Origin of the sequence: uncultured Rossellomorea sp., assembly GCF_947488365.1 — a bacterium.
Lineage (GTDB): Bacteria > Bacillota > Bacilli > Bacillales > Bacillaceae_B > Rossellomorea.
In genome coordinates this window covers 485,169-506,426 of the sequence record NZ_CANKZT010000001.1, presented here as the reverse complement: position 1 = coordinate 506,426, position 21,258 = coordinate 485,169, and the positions used below count along the sequence as shown (strand labels likewise).

The 21,258-nt window shown below is 39.8% G+C and carries 22 protein-coding genes; 18 read left to right on the top strand and 4 right to left on the bottom strand.

What is annotated here, in order from left to right; translation table 11 throughout:
- Window positions 1-25 precede the first annotated feature (25 nt).
- The 14 genes from Q1B03_RS02740 to Q1B03_RS02675 all read left to right on the top strand — a co-directional run bounded on the left by Q1B03_RS02740 (window position 26) and on the right by Q1B03_RS02675 (window position 14,053).
- On the top strand, window positions 26-1,222 hold the full coding sequence (locus Q1B03_RS02740; RefSeq protein ID WP_299737934.1) for a CCA tRNA nucleotidyltransferase: 1,197 nt from the start codon (window positions 26-28) through the stop codon (window positions 1,220-1,222).
- Window positions 1,207-2,190, top strand: coding sequence for a biotin--[acetyl-CoA-carboxylase] ligase (locus Q1B03_RS02735; protein ID WP_299737932.1), 984 nt, complete (start codon window positions 1,207-1,209; stop codon window positions 2,188-2,190). The genes Q1B03_RS02740 and Q1B03_RS02735 overlap by 16 nt, the downstream gene beginning before the upstream one ends.
- Before the next feature lie 273 nt (window positions 2,191-2,463).
- A complete protein-coding gene (panB, locus tag Q1B03_RS02730; protein WP_299737930.1) occupies window positions 2,464-3,303 on the top strand; it encodes a 3-methyl-2-oxobutanoate hydroxymethyltransferase in 840 nt (279 codons plus the stop codon).
- Window positions 3,300-4,169: a pantoate--beta-alanine ligase gene (gene panC / locus Q1B03_RS02725; protein ID WP_299737928.1), complete on the top strand. Its 870-nt coding sequence runs from the start codon at window positions 3,300-3,302 to the stop codon at window positions 4,167-4,169. The genes panB and panC overlap by 4 nt, the downstream gene beginning before the upstream one ends.
- Window positions 4,162-4,545 carry an aspartate 1-decarboxylase gene (gene panD / locus Q1B03_RS02720; RefSeq protein WP_299737926.1) on the top strand — a complete coding sequence of 128 codons (384 nt, stop codon included), beginning with the start codon at window positions 4,162-4,164 and terminating at the stop codon, window positions 4,543-4,545. Before panC ends, panD begins: the two co-directional genes overlap by 8 nt.
- A gap of 116 nt (window positions 4,546-4,661) precedes the next feature.
- Complete coding sequence (dinG, locus tag Q1B03_RS02715) at window positions 4,662-7,463, top strand: ATP-dependent DNA helicase DinG (RefSeq protein ID WP_299737924.1); 2,802 nt, start codon at window positions 4,662-4,664, stop codon at window positions 7,461-7,463.
- Between the two features lie 76 nt (window positions 7,464-7,539).
- Complete coding sequence (locus tag Q1B03_RS02710; RefSeq protein ID WP_299737922.1) at window positions 7,540-8,385, top strand: hypothetical protein; 846 nt, start codon at window positions 7,540-7,542, stop codon at window positions 8,383-8,385.
- 220 nt (window positions 8,386-8,605) lie between these two features.
- Window positions 8,606-8,776 carry a YpmA family protein gene (locus Q1B03_RS02705; protein WP_082051082.1) on the top strand — a complete coding sequence of 57 codons (171 nt, stop codon included), beginning with the start codon at window positions 8,606-8,608 and terminating at the stop codon, window positions 8,774-8,776.
- A gap of 12 nt (window positions 8,777-8,788) precedes the next feature.
- Window positions 8,789-9,265 carry a DUF5590 domain-containing protein gene (locus Q1B03_RS02700; protein ID WP_299737920.1) on the top strand — a complete coding sequence of 159 codons (477 nt, stop codon included), beginning with the start codon at window positions 8,789-8,791 and terminating at the stop codon, window positions 9,263-9,265.
- 23 nt (window positions 9,266-9,288) lie between these two features.
- Window positions 9,289-10,479 carry a pyridoxal phosphate-dependent aminotransferase gene (locus Q1B03_RS02695; RefSeq protein ID WP_299737918.1) on the top strand — a complete coding sequence of 397 codons (1,191 nt, stop codon included), beginning with the start codon at window positions 9,289-9,291 and terminating at the stop codon, window positions 10,477-10,479.
- A 146-nt stretch (window positions 10,480-10,625) separates the two neighbouring features.
- A complete protein-coding gene (gene asnS / locus Q1B03_RS02690; protein WP_299737916.1) occupies window positions 10,626-11,918 on the top strand; it encodes an asparagine--tRNA ligase in 1,293 nt (430 codons plus the stop codon).
- 142 nt (window positions 11,919-12,060) lie between these two features.
- Complete coding sequence (locus Q1B03_RS02685) at window positions 12,061-12,771, top strand: DnaD domain-containing protein (protein WP_299737915.1); 711 nt, start codon at window positions 12,061-12,063, stop codon at window positions 12,769-12,771.
- A 113-nt stretch (window positions 12,772-12,884) separates the two neighbouring features.
- Complete coding sequence (gene nth / locus Q1B03_RS02680; protein WP_299737913.1) at window positions 12,885-13,541, top strand: endonuclease III; 657 nt, start codon at window positions 12,885-12,887, stop codon at window positions 13,539-13,541.
- Window positions 13,538-14,053: a YpoC family protein gene (locus Q1B03_RS02675; RefSeq protein WP_299737911.1), complete on the top strand. Its 516-nt coding sequence runs from the start codon at window positions 13,538-13,540 to the stop codon at window positions 14,051-14,053. The genes nth and Q1B03_RS02675 overlap by 4 nt, the downstream gene beginning before the upstream one ends.
- A gap of 36 nt (window positions 14,054-14,089) precedes the next feature.
- On the opposite strand, the gene Q1B03_RS02670 is transcribed toward Q1B03_RS02675, so the two are convergent.
- Together Q1B03_RS02670 and recU are read right to left on the bottom strand one after the other, a co-directional pair.
- Window positions 14,090-16,813: a transglycosylase domain-containing protein gene (locus tag Q1B03_RS02670; protein ID WP_299737910.1), complete on the bottom strand. Its 2,724-nt coding sequence runs from the start codon at window positions 16,811-16,813 to the stop codon at window positions 14,090-14,092.
- A gap of 103 nt (window positions 16,814-16,916) precedes the next feature.
- Window positions 16,917-17,525 (bottom strand): Holliday junction resolvase RecU, encoded by a 609-nt coding sequence (gene recU / locus Q1B03_RS02665; RefSeq protein ID WP_299737908.1) that lies wholly within the window; start codon window positions 17,523-17,525, stop codon window positions 16,917-16,919.
- Window positions 17,526-17,640: 115 nt separating this feature from the next.
- On the opposite strand from recU, the gene Q1B03_RS02660 reads away from it, so the two are divergent.
- The 3 genes from Q1B03_RS02660 (at window position 17,641) to Q1B03_RS02650 (ending at window position 19,722) form a co-directional block, all read left to right on the top strand.
- Complete coding sequence (locus Q1B03_RS02660) at window positions 17,641-18,678, top strand: DUF2515 family protein (RefSeq protein ID WP_299737906.1); 1,038 nt, start codon at window positions 17,641-17,643, stop codon at window positions 18,676-18,678.
- A gap of 363 nt (window positions 18,679-19,041) precedes the next feature.
- Window positions 19,042-19,296: a hypothetical protein gene (locus tag Q1B03_RS02655; RefSeq protein WP_299737904.1), complete on the top strand. Its 255-nt coding sequence runs from the start codon at window positions 19,042-19,044 to the stop codon at window positions 19,294-19,296.
- Between the two features lie 69 nt (window positions 19,297-19,365).
- Complete coding sequence (locus Q1B03_RS02650; RefSeq protein ID WP_299737903.1) at window positions 19,366-19,722, top strand: YppE family protein; 357 nt, start codon at window positions 19,366-19,368, stop codon at window positions 19,720-19,722.
- 28 nt (window positions 19,723-19,750) lie between these two features.
- Here Q1B03_RS02650 and yppF read toward each other — a convergent pair whose 3' ends face one another.
- On the bottom strand, window positions 19,751-19,933 hold the full coding sequence (gene yppF / locus Q1B03_RS02645; RefSeq protein WP_299737901.1) for a YppF family protein: 183 nt from the start codon (window positions 19,931-19,933) through the stop codon (window positions 19,751-19,753).
- 201 nt (window positions 19,934-20,134) lie between these two features.
- Here yppF and Q1B03_RS02640 point away from each other — a divergent pair, with 201 nt between their 5' ends.
- Window positions 20,135-20,626, top strand: a complete 492-nt coding sequence (locus Q1B03_RS02640) for a YppG family protein (protein WP_299737899.1) — start codon at window positions 20,135-20,137, stop codon at window positions 20,624-20,626.
- A 58-nt stretch (window positions 20,627-20,684) separates the two neighbouring features.
- Here Q1B03_RS02640 and Q1B03_RS02635 read toward each other — a convergent pair whose 3' ends face one another.
- Window positions 20,685-21,128, bottom strand: coding sequence for an Hsp20/alpha crystallin family protein (locus tag Q1B03_RS02635; RefSeq protein ID WP_299737897.1), 444 nt, complete (start codon window positions 21,126-21,128; stop codon window positions 20,685-20,687).
- Between the last annotated feature and the right edge of the window lie 130 nt (window positions 21,129-21,258).

The window sequence follows — 21,258 nt, the reverse complement described above, 5'->3', positions numbered from 1 at the left end:
GATCTGAGTAAAGCAGGTGTAAAAAATGTTACCGTCTATATTTCGAGAAGCCGTACCAGTTTTAAAGAAAATTGAAAGAGCAGGGTTCGAAGCATATTTCGTTGGAGGCTCTGTTAGGGATTACTTGCTGAATAAGCCCATTAATGACGTAGATATCGCGACGTCTGCCTATCCTCAAGAATTAAAGGAGATCTTTCCGAAGACGATTGATATAGGTATTGAACACGGAACCATCCTGGTCATTGATGATGGAAGGGAATATGAAATCACTACATTCAGAACAGAATCTACATATGCTGACTTTAGAAGACCAGATAAGGTGGAATTCATCCGTTCATTAGAAGGGGATCTGGAGCGCCGTGATTTTACGATGAATAGTATCGCAATGGATGGACGGGGTAGGATATTTGATCCTTTTAATGGACGGGAAGACATACATAACGGAATGATCAGAACAGTGGGATCACCGGATTTAAGGTTTACAGAAGACGCCCTTCGTATGATGAGGGGAGTCCGCTTTGTCAGTCAATTAGGCTTCAAGATCGAGTCTGGGACACTGAATGCTTTAAAGGAGCACTCCAAACTGCTAAAGCATATCGCCGTTGAAAGAAAAACGATGGAATTCGAGAAGATCGCCGGAGGTAAATGGAAACGAAAAGCGCTCACCCTCCTTGTTCGTACCAACCTATATACTGAACTCCCTCATTTCACTCAACATAAAGATGCTCTTCAACAGGTTGCGGATCTTCCACAATTAGAAGGCATAAATAAGGACCAAGTATGGTTACTTCTTTTAGCATGCATTGGGGATCCTGATCCCCAGGGATTTCTTAAAGGCTGGAGACTCCCGACGAAAACAGTAAGGGATCGTTCAAATGAGCTTGAAATTCTTCAGTTAAGAAGGAAATCCGGCTGGTCTAAGCCTTTACTTTATCGTGCAGGTTTGGAAGCAGCCATTAACGTTGAGAAAGTCTATGAATGCATAGAATCCACACCGGTTTCTTCTGTAGAAGCGGTGAAGGAAGAATATCATTCTTTAGCGATTACATCGAGACAGCAGCTGGATGTAACAGGAAATGACTTGATGACATGGGCAAACAAAAAGGGTGGTCCATGGATGAAGGAACTTTTGGCTGAAATTGAATCCGCGATTATAACTGGAACAATTAATAACGATAAAGAAGCGATTAGGAGGTGGCTACAGACATGCAATCGACTATAAAGAAGAAACTGCTTCACGCTTTGTCTGAATCGGATCAGGATTTTCTATCCGGACAAGCATTGGCTGAAATAGCAGGATGTTCAAGAACGGCCATTTGGAAGCATATTGAAGAACTTCGTAAAGAAGGTTTTGTGTTAGAAGCCGTAAGAAAAAAAGGATATCGCATTATTGAAACCCCTGATAGTGTGACAGAAAGTAAGATCCGATTGGGATTACAAACGAAAACGTTAGGCAGAGTGATCCACTATGAGGAGTCAGTTCAAAGTACACAGCGCATCGCTCATGTGCTTGCGGGCGACGGAGCTGCAGAGGGTACGTTAGTCATTGCTGACGAACAAACAGCCGGAAGAGGAAGGTTAATGAGAGAGTGGCACTCATCAAAGGGAACGGGAATTTGGATGAGTCTGATCTTAAAACCCCTTCTTCCACCCCAAAAGGCCCCGCAGTTTACGCTCATTACTGCAGTTGCCGTCGTTCAAGCGATCGAAGAAGCAACAGAACTTCATCCCCAAATCAAATGGCCGAATGATATTCTTATTGACGGAAAGAAAGTGACGGGAATATTGACGGAACTGCAAGCGGAATCTGATAAAATAAATTCCATTATCATCGGTATCGGCATGAATGTAAATCACACAAAGGAACACTTTCCTGATGAACTTCAGACGATTGCAACCTCACTGGCCATTGAACAAGGAGATACCCTTTCAAGATCAGAAATTGTTCAAAAGGTGTTAGAACGAATTGAAGCCCTTTATTCTATCTATATGAAAGAAGGTTTTACACCGATCAAGCTGTTATGGGAGAGTTATGCAATCAGTATCGGGAAGAAAATCCGTGCCCGTACCATCAATGGAACGATTGAAGGTAGAGCATTAGGAATAACGGATGAAGGAGTTCTAAAGATTGAAGACACAACAGGAACCGTTCATCAAATTTATTCAGCGGATATTGAAGTGAATATTTAAGGGGAAACGAGGTGGATGCTAAACGATTACTTCCATCTCGTTTTTTTATGGTATAATCTCATTGGGCAGTATCCTTGGAACTGCACCTCTACGCACGTTCAGCTTTTAATACAATTTCTGCCTTGATCCATTGTGGACTGGGACAGAGGGTCGAAACAATGATACTAAACACTTATGATCCTTCTGTCATTTATTCAGAAGGTTTTTTTATTTCTATAATGAAAGTGCTTTCATTTCGTTTCGTCACCTCTGACTGAAAAGAAGGAGGACATTATGAAACAAACAACAGATTTTCTTAAGATGAAGAATAAGAGAGAAAAGATTTCAATGCTTACAGCGTATGATTTTCCAAGTGCCAAGATAGCAGAAGAAGCGGGTATTGATGTCATTCTTGTAGGTGACAGCCTCGGAATGGTGGTATTGGGTTATGACTCAACGGTACCAGTTACAGTTGAAGATATGATACATCATACGAAAGCCGTAAAAAGAGGGGCAAAAAATACCTTTATCGTCACCGATATGCCGTTTATGTCGTACCACTTGTCCAGAGATGAAACTCTTAAAACTGCGGCACAGATTCTTCAACAGGGAGGATCTCACGCTGTGAAGGTTGAGGGGGGAGATCATGTGATCGATCGTATTCATTCCCTAACGAGCGCCGGCATACCCGTTATGGCTCATTTAGGTTTGACCCCTCAATCCGTCGGTGTCCTTGGAGGATATAAAGTACAAGGGAAAACAGCCGACACAGCCAAAAAGTTGATCGATGATGCCATTAAATGTGAACAGGCAGGTGCTTTTTCACTTGTATTAGAGTGTGTACCAAAGCAAATAGCCAAAGAGATTTCAGAAGCATTAACGATACCGACGATTGGTATTGGGGCAGGTAGTGAAACCGATGGGCAAGTGTTAGTGTTCCACGATCTTGTAACATACGGAGTGAATCGTGTGCCTAAGTTTGTCAAACAATACAGCAACGCGTCAGAAGTCATTCATAACAGCATAAAAACCTATATAGAAGAAGTTAAAGGGGGTAGCTTCCCGACAGAAGACCATTCCTTTACGATGCGTGATGAAGAATTGGATGCTCTCTATGGTGGAATGAAAAAATGAAAGTGATTACGAAAATACAAGATCTGCAGCGTATGATACAACAAGTAAAGAATTCAGGTTCCTCTATCGGTTATGTTCCTACAATGGGATACCTTCATGAAGGGCACTTGACTCTAGCGGAGGAAGCCAGGAATAATAACGATACTGTCGTGATGAGTATCTTTGTAAACCCCCTGCAGTTCGGTCCGAATGAAGACTTCGACCGCTACCCCCGTAATGTTGAAAGAGATACAGAATTAGCAAAGAATGTTGGGGTTGATATACTCTTTATTCCTGAAGTAGATGAAATGTATAAAGGGGAGCAATCTGTTACCATGAGTGTGATAGAGCGGGTAGAAGTACTGTGCGGACGAAAACGGGAAGGGCATTTTGACGGAGTGGTAACCGTTTTGACTAAATTATTTCACCTTATTCAGCCTACCAGAGCGTATTTCGGACTGAAGGATGCCCAGCAGGTTGCAGTAGTGGAAGGGTTAGTAAGCGATTATTTCTTTCCGGTTGAAATTGTGAGGGTACCAACAGTGAGGGAAGAAGATGGGTTGGCCAAGAGCTCAAGAAATGTCTATCTCTCAAAAGAAGAAAGAAGGGAAGCTCCTTCTCTTTATCAAAGTCTGGAAGAAGCAAAAAATCGTATTGAAGATGGGGAGCGGGATCCCGATTCCATTATTTCTATGATTTCAAAGAACGTCCAAGAAAACACATCCGGGGAAATCGATTATGTGGAAGTGTATTCCTACCCTGAGCTAACGGAACTGACTAGCGTACATGGGGAAATCATTATCGCTCTGGCAGTTCAATTTCAACAGGCCAGATTAATTGATAATATAATCATCAGTGTAGAACCAGAGGAGGATTCAAATGTATAGAACGATGATGAGTGGTAAAATTCACAGAGCGACTGTAACAGAAGCGAACTTGGATTATGTAGGGAGCATTACAATCGATCAGGATATATTAGATGCAGTTGGTATGATGGCGAACGAAAAGGTCCAGATTGTAAACAACAACAATGGAGCCCGCTTGGAAACCTACATTATCCCAGGTGAAAGAGGTAGCGGAGTCATATGTTTGAACGGAGCTGCTGCAAGACTTGTGCAAAAGGGTGATATTGTCATCATCATATCATATAAGATGGTAGCAGAAGAAATGGTCCATGAACATATCCCGAAAGTAGCCATCATGGGAGAAAAGAACCGTATCATAGATATGATCGGAACAGAACCTGAAGCGACTATACTATAAAAGAAATCGGCAAGTCTTCTAATTTGTGAAAAGGAGACTTGCTTTTTTGTTTATGGTACACTTATTTAGAAATCATAAGAGAATGATGTAGGATTTATATAAAGGCAGTGAATAACATGTACCCATTTAAACTGGTTGTTATCGATCTTGAAACAACAGGAAATTCTCCTAAAAAGGGAGAAAAAATCATTCAACTATCAGCGGTTATTATAGAAGGCGGAAAAATCATTGATCAATACACATCATTTGTGTCACCTGGAAAACCGATTCCTGCTTTTATTGAGGAGTTAACGGGGATCAATGATGAAATGGTAAAGGACGCTCCAGCTTTTCATGAAATTGCACCAAAAATACTTGAGTTGCTGGATCATGGCGTTTTTGTTGCTCATAACGTTCAATTTGATCTTTCATTCCTTCAAGCAGAACTGGAAGAGGCAGGCTATAATCCATTTACGGGACCTGCATTTGATACAGTAGAGTTAGCAAAAGTGGCTTTACCATCGGCAGATAGTTTTAAATTGACGGAACTGTCCAATTCATTGGATTTAAGCCATGTAAGGCCTCATCAGGCAGACAGTGATGCCTATGTGACAGCCGAAATTCTTCTATATTTTATTGAAGAATTGTCAAAGCTGCCATTAGTCACACTCGAGAAGCTTTACAAGCTTTCTCATCATTTGAAAAGTGATCTCTCCTTATTGTTTGACAGTATTGTGAGTGAGAAACAAAAACACGTAGAAGACCTTCCACCACAGTTAGAGGTGTATCGAGGACTGGCTCTTCTGAAGAAAGCTGCTTCAATGAAAGATGAATCACCTATTGAAGAGCTCCATTTTGATGAACCCAATATAGAAGAGCATTTAGCAAAGCATGTCCCCTTCTATGAGAAGAGAGAACAGCAAATGGTCATGATGAATGAGATTCAACATGCTTTTCATGAACGCCGCCATGTGGTCATTGAAGCAGGAACAGGGGTTGGGAAGTCACTGGGCTACTTATGGCCTGCGGTCATGTTTGCCAAGACCTCTCATGAAAGAGTGGTCATCAGTACATACACCATCCAATTGCAAGAGCAATTGCTTCATAAAGAAATTAAATTATTGGAAAAAATAAGCCCTATCCCATTCAGAACCGTCCTGCTAAAAGGGAAAAACCATTACATAAACCTGTTTAAGTTTGAACAGTCTCTCCGTGAAAAGGAGTCTCAATATGATGTAGTTCTAACAAAAATGCAGATTTTAGTATGGCTGACACGAACAGAGACCGGTGATATGGATGAACTTAACCTCACATCGGGAGGGCAATTGTTCTGGAATCGTTTAAAACATGATGGCTGGCACCTGCCTCATACAAAGGATCCTTGGATAGGGAAAGATTTCTATCTCTTCGCAAGAAGGAGTGCTCAAGAAGCAGATATCATCATTACGAATCACTCAATGCTTCTGAGTGATATGGTGAATGATAGCAGCATGCTTCCTCCTTATGATTACTTAGTAATAGATGAGGCTCATCATCTGGAGAAGTCAGCAAGACAGCATCTTGGAGTCGTTATGGATTATCTCTCGATTAAGTTTAGTACTTCCCAATTAGGGACACTGGTCCAAAAACAGTTGTTTTATCGTCTGGATCAGCTTATTTCCAGTCACTCAGTTCAAATGAATACACATTCATTTGAATTGGACTCTCGTATTGCCCAGTTTTACGATGACTTAGAAGAGGCCATTGGAGTGTTAACGAGCGTTTTCTATAAGAAAGCCAAAAAGAGAACCGGGGTACAAAAAATACAGCTGAGAATTACGGATGAAATGAAGAAGAGCAGCTACTTTCAACCTGTTCTCATGGCCATGGAACGAGTCGTATCAGGGATGAAGTTTGTAGAAAGAGAGTTCCAGCAGGTACTCGAGACAATCAAGGATAAGAAAATAAAACTCCTTGATAAAGAAAAAGCCTTAATTGAAGAATTCTACAGCTTTTTAGTGGATTTTACAGAGTTGAGAATGAATTTTCAAACGGTATTTTTAAGAGAAATGAACAACCACGTTCTGTGGCTTGATGGAGACACAAGGTCATTACCAAACAGTCTTTCTATTCAAGCTCAACCTGTTACCGTCGATCGCAAGCTTCATGATGAGATTTTTGCCAAAAAGAAAAGTGTGGTCCTGACTTCAGCTACCCTTACCGTCAGCGGGTCTTTCAATTACTTCATAAACGAGATTGGTCTTGTCGACCAGGGGATAAAACAGGTACATCTTACTTCTCCATTTGACTACAATGAAGTTTCAAGATTATTCGTCCCAACAGACGTCCCTGAAATACAGCAAGTTCAAAGCGAAGAATATATTGAAGCAATAAGCTCTCATTTAATAGGGGTGGCACAAGCGACGAAAGGTCGAATGCTCATTTTATTCACCTCTTACGATATGTTAAGGAAAACGTATGAGTTGATGAAAGAAAGTGGTTTATTAGAGGAATATGTATTAATGGCCCAAGGAATCACCTCAGGAAGTCGCACACGACTGACAAAGAATTTCCAGCGATTCGATAAGGCTATTTTATTTGGAACGAGTAGTTTCTGGGAAGGTGTAGACATTCCAGGAGAAGACCTTTCTTGTCTTGCCATGGTCAGACTTCCATTTTCTCCACCAGACGAGCCTGTCAATCAGGCAAAATCAGATATTTTGAAGGCTCAAGGGAAAAATCCATTTTCTTCTCACTCTTTACCTGAAGCCATTATTCGGTTCAAACAAGGGGTAGGAAGGCTGATTAGAAGAAGCAGTGATCGTGGAATCGTAATTGTGTATGACCGCAGAGTAATGACGACAAGGTACGGAAAGGCTTTCCTGCAGTCCATCCCTTCAATGGAAGTAAAAGAAGGGGATTTATTTGATTTGGTTTCATGGATTGAAGATTGGCTCTAAAACAGATTAAACTTCAGTGATAAATTTTACTCTTTAACACAACCTAAAGAGTAGATGTGAAACTGGAGGATTGAAAATGAGAGTAATCTTAACGGCAATGCTATCTTTTCTCCTTGTCATTTCAAATGCCTATGGAATGAAAGTGCCTCAGGTGGATTTACATGTATCACATGAGGAGTATGCGATTAGTTTTCTTCCTGTTATAAAAGGAGAGGTAGCTGTTCTTCATTTAGCTTCTGGGGAAAATTATTTAATCAATACCGGACCTCTTCAGGAGAGAAATCAGTTATATTATTATTTGAATCAAATTCATATTAACAACATCAAGGGAATCATCATCACGGAAAAAAGAGAAGTGCATGAGGATATGATTGCTGAGTTAGGGGAGAAGTACTCTATTGAAGAAATAATAGTGGGCAGATCTCTAGCTAAAGCTATACCGGAAAAAGGATCCTATACCATACACACCATTCAAGAAAATCAGTCTTACTCACTTTCGAAAGAGTTGGCGCTAAATGTAATGCATGAAGGCAATGAGAAACGAGAAGGATTAGACTTTTCCATTACCTTTTATCATCATCGCTTTTTGTGGCTGAGCTCACAAACATTGCATTCTGAAGAGGTTTTACTGACAAAACCCCTAAAGAATGTCAACATTGTGAAAATACCTCTTCATTCTAAATCTGAAAACATGTCCCATAGTCTTCTGAGGCATATCGATCCTCAAACGGCATTGCTTTATCGTTCTAAGGAAAGGCTTCTTAATGGTGAAATGCTCGAAGCGATCAACGAGGCGTGGATTGACCTGTATCTGACAGGCCAGCATGGATTGATTGCCATTAAATTTAATAAGAGAAACTACGAAGTGCTGACTTTTGATCAAGAAGATGGAGTGTTTAAAGAAGATGGCCATACAAACTAACCCCATTAAATAAAGAAGGGCTGACAATTCTGTCAGCCTGAGTGAGTTTGGATTAGTATATAGTTTTTGTGATAACCTCTACCATACTAGCCTTTAATGTTGTTATAATGTGTGTAGAGTTTCTTACTCATAGTGTGGCGAATCGTAATGTCACTATGAGTAGAAAAAAATGTTTTCTAATAAGGGAACACCATTGTAAGCGGGTAAAAGGAGGAACACCATGGAGAGCCGAATTGAAATTCTTTCCACTGTTCGTATCGAATATACGGATAACTTATATAAAGTAGTTGATACACTGAATAGAACCTTAAAAAAAGATGATTATATGTTTGGTTTAGCCTTAGATCCGGAAGATCAGAATCAAGCAGTATTAACAATTTATCGTACATAAAGAGTGATTGTAATGAAAAAATGGATAACGATTATCGCACTATTGTTCATTGTCCTTGGGATAACGGCTTCGGTCGTAATTTATCAAGTTTCCCGGAACCCATTGGATAATCAGGCTGAGAAGGCTCTAAGTCGAGTGAAAGCTGAAACGGCTATCGTCGATGTTGAAAGCACAAGCTTCTACAACGGCTCTAAGTCATATGTTGTGGTGACAGGTAAGGATGATCAAAACGAGAAGCTCGTCGCTTGGATACCCAATAAAAAAGGGGAAATAATTGAGAAAAAATGGGCAGATGGTATTTCAAAAGAACAGGCAATCAATAAACTAAATGATGAAAAGCAGCCGAAAGAATTGTTATCAGTCCGTTTAGGATATGAATCTGTCGGGCCTGTTTGGGAAATTACCTATTTAGATCAACAAGACAATTTAAATTATTTTTACCTGCTGTTTTCTACTGGAGAATGGTGGAGGAAAATAGAAAATTTATAATCAACTCTAGGGGGAATACGTCCATGAAATTTACGTTGGCTGACAGAGTAAGTGCATTAACACCATCAACGACTTTAGCGATTACTGCAAAAGCAAAGGAAATGAAGTCACAAGGAATTGATGTAATCGGGTTAGGTGCAGGGGAACCAGATTTTAATACACCTGAACATATCATCAAAGCTGCGCATGAATCCATGACTGAGGGCCACACCAAATATACTCCATCTGGTGGAATGGCGAAATTAAAAGAAGCCGTCATCCACAAGTTTGAGACAGACCAGAAACTCACGTATGCACCTTCTGAAATCATCGTAACAAGTGGGGCTAAACATGCCCTTTATACATTGTTTCAAGTGCTTTTAAACGAAGGTGATGAGGTCATTATTCCTACTCCTTATTGGGTTAGCTATCCTGAACAAGTGAAGCTTGCCGGAGGAACTCCTGTAATCGTTGAAGGGAAAGAAGAGAATGAGTACAAAATAACTCCACAGCAGTTAAAAGAGACGATAACTCCTAAAACGAAAGCGGTCATCCTTAACACACCTAGTAACCCTACAGGCATGCTATACTCCCCGGAAGAGTTACAAGCGATTGGGGAAGTATGCTTAGAAAACGATGTTCTGATCGTTTCAGACGAAATTTATGAGAAGCTTGTGTATGACGGGAACGCACACACGTCTATTGCTGAATTGTCTCCAGAACTTAAAGAGCAAACAATCGTGATTAACGGGGTGTCAAAATCTCATTCCATGACGGGATGGAGAATTGGGTATGCCGCAGGTAACGAGGCAATCATTAAAGCAATGACCAATCTTGCCAGTCATTCTACCTCAAACCCAACGACGACTTCACAATATGGGACGGTTGCTGCCTATTTAGGAGATCAACAGCCGGTAGAGGATATGAGACAGTCGTTTGAGGAGCGCTTAAACATTGTTTTTGATAAATTAAACAATATTCCAGGGTTTAGTTGTTTAAAACCTCAAGGTGCATTCTATCTGTTCCCGAATGTGTCAGAAGCGGCTAAGAAAACAGGCTACAACAATGTCGACGAATTTACCAAAGCACTACTGGAAGAGGCGAAGGTAGCCGTTATTCCTGGTTCAGGTTTCGGATCGGACAATAATATCCGTCTTTCTTATGCCACAAGTCTTGATGCACTTGAAAAAGCAATTGAGAGAATGCATGAATTTGTTGTTAGGAAAAGTAAATAAAACAAGGGTTTGCAGACCGCGTTCGTTTCGGTCTGCTTTTTACTTAAAATGATCTCGTTTTGCTGTATCTATTGCGACGAGATAACGGTAAATGTATAATAAATAACGATACATAAGCGTCTTAGTTTTTTTGGAGGGAAAAAATCGTGAAAACTACTATATCTCAAGTAAGTAAGTTTGTTGGTGAAGAAGTAACCATTGGTTCTTGGCTTGCGAACAAACGTTCAAGTGGAAAAATTGCATTTCTCCAGCTCCGTGATGGTACTGGGTTCATACAAGGTGTTGTTGTAAAAAGTGAAGTGGAAGAAGAAATCTTTCAAAAAGCAAAATCATTAACGCAAGAAACATCTCTATATGTTACTGGAACGGTTTCTGAAGATTCCCGTTCACCTTTTGGGTACGAATTGCAAGTGAAAAGCGTAGAAGTGATTCATGAAGCAGTTGATTATCCAATTACACCTAAGGAACACGGAACAGAATTCCTGATGGATCATCGTCACCTTTGGCTTCGTTCCCGTAAACAACATGCAGTGATGAAAGTGCGTAACGAAATCATCCGTGCAACATATGAGTTCTTTAATCAAGAAGGATTTGTAAAAGTAGATCCTCCAATTCTGACGGGAAGTGCTCCAGAAGGAACGACCGAGTTATTTGCCACTAAATATTTTGAAGAAGATGCCTACCTTTCTCAGAGTGGTCAGCTTTACATGGAAGCAGCAGCCATGGCATTAGGTAAAGTATTTTCTTTCGGGCCAACATTCAGAGCGGAGAAATCGAAAACTCGTCGTCATTTAATCGAGTTCTGGATGATCGAGCCTGAAATGGCATTCTACGACTTTAAAGATAACCTGGAAGTACAGGAGCAATATGTTTCTTATATCGTTCAATCGGTTCTGGAAAACTGCAAGCTGGAATTAGATCGATTAGGAAGAGATACTTCTAAGTTAGAGCAAATTAAAGCGCCATTCCCACGAATCACCTATGATGATGCCCTTAAACTACTGCATGAAAAAGGGTTCGATGATATCGAGTGGGGAGACGACTTTGGGGCTCCACATGAGACTGCGATAGCTGAAAGCTACGACAAGCCGGTATTTATCACGCATTACCCTACTTCTTTAAAGCCTTTCTATATGCAGCCTGATCCAGACCGCGATGATGTCGTATTGTGTGCTGACCTGATCGCTCCAGAAGGGTATGGGGAGATTATCGGTGGCTCAGAGCGTATCCATGATGCAGAGCTGATGAAGCGTCGCATTGAAGAGCATGAGCTGGCTACGGATGCATACAAGTGGTACTTGGAATTAAGAGAATATGGATCTGTTCCTCATTCAGGATTCGGTCTAGGACTTGAAAGAACAGTGGCTTGGATCAGCGGAGTAGAACACGTAAGGGAAACCATCCCATTCCCGCGTCTACTAAACCGTTTATATCCTTAATTCAAATTTCAAACAAGGAGCTGGCTGTATTGCTTTAAAAGCAATACCGGCCGGTTCTTTTCTTTTTCCATCTTTCTTCTAATTCATAACCATGTCCACATATACTGAAGCATGATATACTAGTGAGTGAGGTGTGCCGAATATGGATTATAAACGATTAATGGTGTCCTGGATCGAAGAGGGAACACTGAACATTCCGCAATTATTATTATCAAATTACAATACATTAGGTTTAAATGAGTCAGAGTTCGTTTTACTGCTGCATATTTATGGTCATTTGGAAAAGGGTAACTATTTTCCAACCCCAGAAGAGCTCTCTGAACCTATGAGCCTTTCTACTGAATACTGTTCGTCTATATTACGAAAGTTAATTCAACAACAATTTCTATCTATTGAAGAGGGATCTTCAACAGATGGAATCCTTTTTGAAAAGTATTCTCTCAATCCATTATGGGAAAAAATGGCTGAGTTCGTGATACAAGATTCTAAAATGAAACAAATGCAGAAATCAATGGAAGAAGAAGCAGACATTTATACCACATTTGAACAAGAATTTGGTCGTCCGCTATCTCCATTAGAATGCGAAACGTTAGCCATGTGGTTGGACCAGGATGATCATAATGCTATTATTATTAAAGCAGCCTTGAGAGAAGCAGTCATATCAGGCAAGCTGAATTTTAGATATATCGATCGTATTCTATTTGAATGGAAGAAAAATGGTGTGAAAACCATTGAAGATGCACGAAACCAAAGTCAACGCTTCCGTTCCCATCAAAAACCCGCAGCTTCAAGTGATTCTACGGCTTCTCCTAAACGAAAATCAGTACCATTTTATAATTGGCTTGAGCAATAAGACGATAGAATGGACTGACTCTCACTTGCTTGAGGGTTGGTCTATTTTTTTGGATAACCTTTTTTAATTGAATATTGTTGATTTAGTAGGACAAGGTGGAGGTATTAAGATACATGCTAAATAAAAAACAAATACAAATATGCTTAGATGAAATGAGGGAAATGTTTCCCGACGCTCACTGTGAGCTCCGTCATGACAATCCATTTGAGCTGGTAATCGCCGTCCTTCTATCGGCACAATGTACTGACGCCCTCGTAAATAAAGTCACAAAAGGCTTATTTGAAAAATACAAACGACCTGAAGATTATCTGGATGTCTCCTTGGAAGAACTTCAACAGGATATACGCTCCATTGGGCTGTACCGGAACAAAGCAAAAAACATTCGAAAACTATGTGAGATTATTCTGACGGAACATGGGGGGAGTGTTCCTGAAATTCATGAAGAATTAGTGAAGCTGCCGGGCGTAGGAAGGAAAACTGCAAATGTAGTAGTATCGGTGGCATTTGGAGTGCCGGCTCTGGCAGTAGATACCCATGTTGAACGTGTAAGTAAGAGACTAGGGATTTGCCGATGGAAGGATAGCGTATTAGAAGTAGAAAAAACGTTAATGAAAAAAATCCCGAAAGAAGAGTGGTCCGAAACTCACCACCGGCTGATTTTCTTTGGAAGATACCATTGTAAAGCTCAATCCCCTCAATGTGACGTTTGCCCGCTGGTCGATTTATGCAGAGAAGGTCAAAAGAGATTAAAGAAAAAGGGTAACATATGAAAGAAACAATCTTGAACATCCCGTCCCAGTTAATTGATCCTTTTTTCTTTCCTGACTCAGAAGTGAGAGTGGATGCTTCTCATATCATACCGGATGAGCCTTTCTTTGCTTATGAAATTCTCTATTTCAATGAGAAGGCTCTAAGTATACTTCCTTGGGTGGATCGTGAATTATTCATAAGTATCATATTAAAGAGTTGGGGAGAAGGGCAGAAGTGTCTTAAAACGTTATTTAAAGAACGTTCAAAGAATACATTACATCCAATGAAAAAAAGTATTTCGCAATTTTATATGCTTTTATACTGGAGTAATTCACTTCCTGTACAATTAAATTCGGACATTTCTCCCATCAATAAACTTTCCATTAAACCGGTAAACGTAGTGGAAAGAATGACGTTCATTAGAAATAATCCAAACCTATTCCATTCATTTATACAGTTATCTCAGCTATTCGAGGAACAACATAAACAATTTGCTAAATCACTGGCTTTAAAACGAGCTAGAGAGAAATAAAAAGGCAACGAGAACATACTCTCGTTGCCTTTTACCTTATTCTTGATCTCTTCTGGATTCTGATTGGGTAGCAGGTGCACCATCCGTGGAGCCAGCTCCAGTACCTGAGCCGTCGCCAGTGCCGTCACCAGTCCCGCCTCCGGTTCCAGTGCCATCACCAGTGCCGTCATCTGTACCTCCGTCACCAGTCCCATCTCCTTCAGGTGGTGGAGTAGTGCCATCCTCGTCACCTGTGTCTTCACCATCACCTGAACCTTCTTCATTCCCATTTCCTTGGCCATTTCCTTGGCCATTTCCTTGGCCGTTTCCATTACCATTGTTATTTCCATTATTGTTATCTTGATTTTCATCGTTGTTTTCATCTTGGTTTTCTTCTTCTTCACCATCAGTAGCCTTGACCTCAACATTAACCGTTGCAGGGTTACTGCGTTGATCTCCTGATATTGCTACAACTTCAAAGGTGAAGGTTCCTTGGGATTGAATGTTTTCGACATTTAATCCTTTCTTATCAGTTGTTGTTAATACTTGTTTCGCTTCACCATTTATTGAAACTGCCACTTCGAATTGAACGTCTTTCTCTTTACCATAATCCCAGGCAAGAGTGATGGTTTGATCCTTCTTATTGAATTTACCTTTCAGATTTGATGGTGCATCAATCTTGTCGAATTCTTGTGAAACCTTAGAAGGTTCTGTTCCACGGACGAATAGTTCAGTGATTACTCGGTCATCTGGCGTGTATTTACTTGGTAGTCTTGCCGGATTGCTTCCTAGTTCAACTTTGGATTCAACTACGCTGTCTGGCTTTTTAAAGTCAGGTGTGTCGACACCCTCGTGAACATAGCTCATCAAGTCACTGACGATGTATTGTGAAACTCTTCTATCTGTAGGTGATAGTGGAATGGAGCGAGTCTTATACCCAGTCCAAACAGCCGCTGTATAGTTTGTGGTATAGCCTACAAACCACGAATCAGGTGCGTCTGTCTTAGCAATTCCGTATTTCTCACGTTCTTCTTGAGAATAGTTCGTCGTACCTGATTTCCCTGCCATCGGTAATCCTGGCACCTTGGCATAAAGCCCTGTACCTCTTGGATGATCAATAACGCTCTGCAGCATATCAGAAATCATATAGGCTGTATATTCCTTCATCGCAGGCTTTGGTTTATTATCATTTTCAATCTCTGTTTCACCATCACGTAACACTACTTTTGTAACCGTATGAGGCTTGTTGTATATTCCTTCATTACCAAATGCGGCATAAGCACCTGCCATTTGTACGGAGTTTACCCCAGGAGAAACTCCACCGATTGAAGCAGATTCATAATAATGATCGAATTTTAATCCTAGACCATTCACAAATTCTTCTGCTTTCTCTGGACCAACTTCCTGAAAAGCTTTTAAAGCAGTTATATTTCGGGAATCCCATAGACCTTCGCGTATGGTGATAGGCCCTTTAAATTGACCGTCATAGTTATTGAGTTCCGTTCCATCTGAATATTTATAAGGCTCATCTTTTAAAATATGATAGGTCGACCATTTTAAATGCTCAATGGCAGGAGCATAGTCTATTAAAGGCTTAATAGTAGATCCGGGCTGACGTTTTGTGTCGATTGCAAAGTTAAATCCACGCTGAACGTTTGGATCCTGTTCTCTGCCGCCGCCAATTGCCCTGATTTCTCCAGTTTTCGTATCCATAAGTGTTACACCCGCCTGCATAGGCTCTTCAGAATTCTCTGGATAACTGAAGCTGGTATTTTCACCTGCTAAAATTTCTTCCAAGCGTTTTTGAGCATTCGGGTCAACGGTTGTATAAACCTTTAAACCGTCTGAAAACAGGTTATAGTCACCCATTTTTTCTACTTCATCAATTACGGCATCTACAAAGGCGGGATATTTGTTTCCGTTTTTCTTTTCGACCTCTTCAGCTGAAACCAATCCTTCTGTGATAGGAAGAGCTTGAGCTTCCTTTTTTTCTTTTTCAGTGATTTTACCGTGCTGTTCCATTAAGGACAGAACGATATTACGTCGTTTTTCAGCTTTTTCAGGGTATTTAAAAGGGTTATAATTGTTTGGACTTTGAGGCAGTCCAGCAATTAAAGCCGCTTCATGAAGCTTGATGTCTTTGATGTCTTTACCGTAGTAATAGTCTGCAGCAGTAGCCATACCATTTATTCCAGCGGACATATACACTTTATTAAAATACATTTCAAAGATTTCTTCTTTTGTATATTCCTGCTCAAGCTTAAGAGCCAACCATGCTTCTTGAGCTTTCCTTTTTAATGTTTTCTCAGGGCTTAAAAAAGAACCCTTGATTACTTGCTGGGTAATCGTTGAAGCACCTTCTGAACCGAAACCGCCTGTTACATTGGCAATGACGGCGCCCCCTAAACGAATCAAGTCAATTCCGTTATGTTTATAGAAACGATTGTCTTCTGTAGCCAGTACCGCATCTTGCATCACCTGAGGGATGTCATCAAAGTTTGCATACTCCCGTTTTTCTTTTCCTACAGTTGTAATCAATTCTCCGTTCATATCATAAATTTCTGATGCAATCGGATCCTTGAGTAATTTTTCATCAAGCTTAGGTGCACTAGACGCATAATATGCAAATAATCCTGCACCAGCAAGCATCCCAATAATACCAATGATAAATAATGATATAATGACGCGTTTAACCATAGAGCCCTTCTTCTTGCTCTTTGTGGATTTCGACTTTTTTTGGGCCAGGCGTTTTTCTTCCCTTGACTTATATTGACCAGCCATATTGTTTCCTCACTTTCAATCTTCAGTGTTTTTAGTATTGTCTAAGATTTAAAATATACTACTGATATTGAGATAAATTATAGATTAACTCATTTTGCATAAACTAAAAATATAACTGATGGACTATTTTTAAATAATCGACCCTGGGATGCAGTCCTAAAGGAATGATGACTCCTTTTTCCTCTAGCTCTTCCCGTTTGATTGATTTTCTTCCTCCATTTATCATGCGGTCCCAATAGTTCCTTAGAGCTTTGTAGGGAAGTAAGAAGACTTCTTCGGAAGCAGAAAACCTTACTAGTACAAAGGTAATACCGTCTTGATTATGGACGTTTTCCATATGCTGAATTTGATGCTCGTGAAAATTTTGAAGTGGAAAGGACGTTTTATTCTTTGTTTCTTTCGCTTCAAAGTCGATATATCTTCCGTTGTACACACCATTATAATCCGTCGTGGAGGGCTGCTTAAAGTATGCTTCCTTAATGACGGCGGCACTTCTGGATGGATAATGTACATCCACTATTTGAACGGGAGTCGGTTTTTTGTGAATGACTGCTTTATGGAACGTTAAATAATATTGGTTCGTTTCATTAATGTCTTCTTCAAGGGTCATACCTCTGTTGCTATAAGATAGTTGTTTCGGTTTGGCCTTCGCTTTTTTTGAGGGTAATGGCGCTTCCACATATTTCTTACCATTAGGATAATGGAATTTCATGGTAATTCACCTCGCAGACTAATCTATATCATAACAGAAACCACTCCAATTTGTGTGAATAATTGATTACAAATCTCCTCAATCTATGGCTATAGGGGAGAGGGGGATAATAAGGATGGATGAAATGAGCAATACTTATCGCTTTTTACCCTATATACCTGAACCTAAACGTACAATCGAGTGGATTCATGAAATCAACCATCTAGTGAATCTGCATAATCAAGATAATATAACAAGAACGATGGCTTATCAAAAATTTTTCCTTCTTCATCCTGAAATAAAATGGTCTTTCCTGGCTTCGATGGTATCAAGAAATGCCGGCTGGAATATGACCGATCTTAAAGGTGATATTTTCACGCGGCTTTTACACCGGGCTACCCTTGATGATCTATTCATGACGTATGAAAGAGCGAACTGGAGCATTTTTCAGGATGCCTTCCCACAACTTCTTCTCTATCATTATTCGACGAGGTATAAGAAGAAAATGTTTCATTTGTTTAAAGAATTTCATATTTCAAGCTTCATGGAAGAAGAATGGAATCGTTACTGGGATGAGAGAAATGACCAAAGATTAGTTCATTCTCTAATTATAAATGAGCAACACCTCATTCAAGAACCAGTCATTGAACATGAGGTTTATAAAAAGAGGGTGTTTGGCTCCTTTCTATTCTTTATAGAAGATCATCTTCATTTCAGCTCCGTTCTATTTCCAACATTAGAGGGTGAGCTTTTAGGTGCGAGTGTCCATGGCTTTAGAAAAATCGAAAACAGAATACTGTTAGGAAAACAATTATTTATGATTTTATTTCATCCTGATTACCATTCATCCTTTCTGAACTTTGCTTTACAAGTAGAGCATACAGGGTCTAGAAACGACTACGAACAGTTCTGTAAAGGAGTCCTCCAAACGAGTACACCCATGCTCCATGAAGTTTATGACGATGTTCCACATCATTGGAAGTCTCATACGGACTGGTCGATTAAAGAGAAAATTAATAAGGATTGGTATAAAGAAAAGGAACTCCCTAATGGAATCGAATTAACAAAATGGTTTTTTCATAAGCAAAGGCAGCTAGAGAAGATGGCGAAAGTAAAAGAGGCGTTAAAAAAGATCTGGAAGAGGAATAGAAAGAAGAAGAGACCAACACCCTAAAATAGTGTTGGTCTCTTCTTGTCATGCATGTCGGGTCTGAACGAGCCGCCTCCGCTTTTTTATGTCGCTGGACGGTTTTCGCCTTCTAGTTTAGGGTTGCCTTTTGAGGCTTTGGTTTGGGCTGAATTTGTAGTTTGCTGTTTGTTTTGTTTGTTTTTTTGATTTTTCATTGGGTTACACCTCCACCTATATTATTTTCTAGTTAATACCTTATTTATTCAGTAAGTGTCGAAACATAATTAACCTCATGTCCATTTAACACTTTCTTTGGCGAAACGCTTCTAGTTTTGTCAAGGGGGAAGGGAACGGTTCATAAAGAGAGAATTACAGTATTAATCCAAAAAAAAGGTGGGAGGATTCACAATGCTTCCAAAACAAGATATTATGTTGAAATTAGCTGAAATTGAAGAAAGTTTGAATCAATTAGAACAAAGTCTGCATGATCGAATCTCAGTTGAAGAGCAAGAAGGAATGAATTCGTTAACGAACCAGATACAGAAAATCGACAGTAAATTGAGCTCAGTGGAGAGAAAAGCGGGATCTAAAACCGTTCTTATGAAAAATAGAGAAAAGTCCTTTGTCTTACAAAAACTTGAATTATCCTATAAGACGTCTTAAACTGAATCTATAAGAAAGTAGCGTTGTGCTACTTTTTATTTTTGTCTACATTTTTACGGAGGGCTTTTTTTGAAAGAATTGAAGCAAGTCACAGGGGAATTGATCGTCCTTGTTGAGCAGATGTTGAAAGAATATAAAGGCAGGCGTGAGTCAGGTGAAAAAGGAGACTTTTACACCGAAGTGAAACCTTTTGCCGATAAAGTAAGGGCGGAGAATGATGCGTGGAAGGAATTGTCCTTGATTTGGATCAAGGAACAAAGGCCAAAACACCTTCATTTCCCTCAAATTTTAAACACGTTCGATAATATTGAAATGCTGTCGGTTCACTGTTTCTTTCCAGAGTCCAGTTACAACCGGTTTATCAGTCATTACCAATCTGTCTCGTATGTACTGCAAACCCAGTTGGATGAATTGAATGAAAAATAAGAGGCTGCCGATGGGCAGCCTCTTTACATTATGGTGTTGGAATTGCTTTTTCTTCTATTGTATTGATCTGCTTCGACAGCTCTTTATAATGATGCAATGAAATCTCATTAGAAATATAAAGTTTTTTGGCCATTGTAAGAAGTTCTTGTTGATCCGTTGCTTGATAATGTTTACTACTTTCATATCTCTTCAGCAGTTCACTCAGGTTCATCTTGATTCCTCCCAATACTTATATTTCATTGCGTTGCATCTACATTTATCCTATCATAGAAAACCCTTTCTTTAAGTTGTAAGAATAGTGTAACTTCCGACATTCTTCTTGTATTTGTCGAAAGATCTTTATGGGTCTTTTCACCATTTATCCAGTTAAAACATAAAGTATAGTAACCAATATTAAGTAAGGGGGCTAAGTATGAATTCTTTCCTTCATTCGAGACAGATGCGTAACTATCATCCAAGTTATCATTCGCAATCAACGTATATGGGACCAGTGATGAACTTTCAAGGACAGGGTGTGCGACCTCCAGAATATGGATCTTTCCAACCTAATTATTATCCTCAACCAGAAGCCCAATACCCTGCATCGGGGTTTCATATGAACCAATATCAACAGATAAACCAGCAGCAAATGAATCCATATTTTGAAAATCCTCTACAGCAGAAAGAATACAATCCGTACCAAATGAAAGCAATGGAGCAACAGGCTTATGCTAATCCATATCCGAAAGCCTCGTTCATGGCTAAACCTCAGTCTGGAGGAGTAAGTTCGATCATGAATTCATTCAAGTCACAGGATGGATCTTTAGATTTCAATAAAATGATGAATACGACAGGACAAATGATGGGGGCAATTAATCAAGTTTCCTCTCTCGTAAAAGGCTTGGGTGGGATATTTAAACTATAGAATGACAAAAATGGGCTGCCGACTTGGCAGCCCATTTTTTCATATGGTAATAGGAAATTTATTCTATAGGTATTCGTTTACCGGATACTTTGTCAACCCTGACAGTCAGCAATCCGTCTTTATGAGAAGCTTTCACATTCTTTTCATTAACTACCCTTGGAAAGGGAATGGTCCTGCTGCTTTTTTTCATGGATTGCTTTCTTCTTACCATTTGATTTTGGTCATTTTCCTCGGAGAACTCTTCTTTATTGGTTACAGAAATCGTAATGTACTGAGGGAACACATCAAGTTGAATCTGCTCTTTCTTAATACCTGGAAGCTGTGCAGTCACGATAAAATAATTATCTGTTTCGGTTAATTCGACCGGGAAAGAACCAAATGGGTTAGATGATGATGTGAAAAATTCATCAATGCTTTGAAGCATTCCTTTCATAGGTCTTTCATGAAAAAACTCGTTCATGGAATGCATCAGGTCACCAAAACCTTTTTTCTCGTTCGACATGGGTATGCTCCTTTCACGCAAAAGTATTCATACTAGTGTATGAATACTTGCAGAATATGTGCATTTGTCCTATATCCCAATATAAGCTCCTCTATGAAAAAAGGTAAAGAAATTTACAGCTTCCTCCACC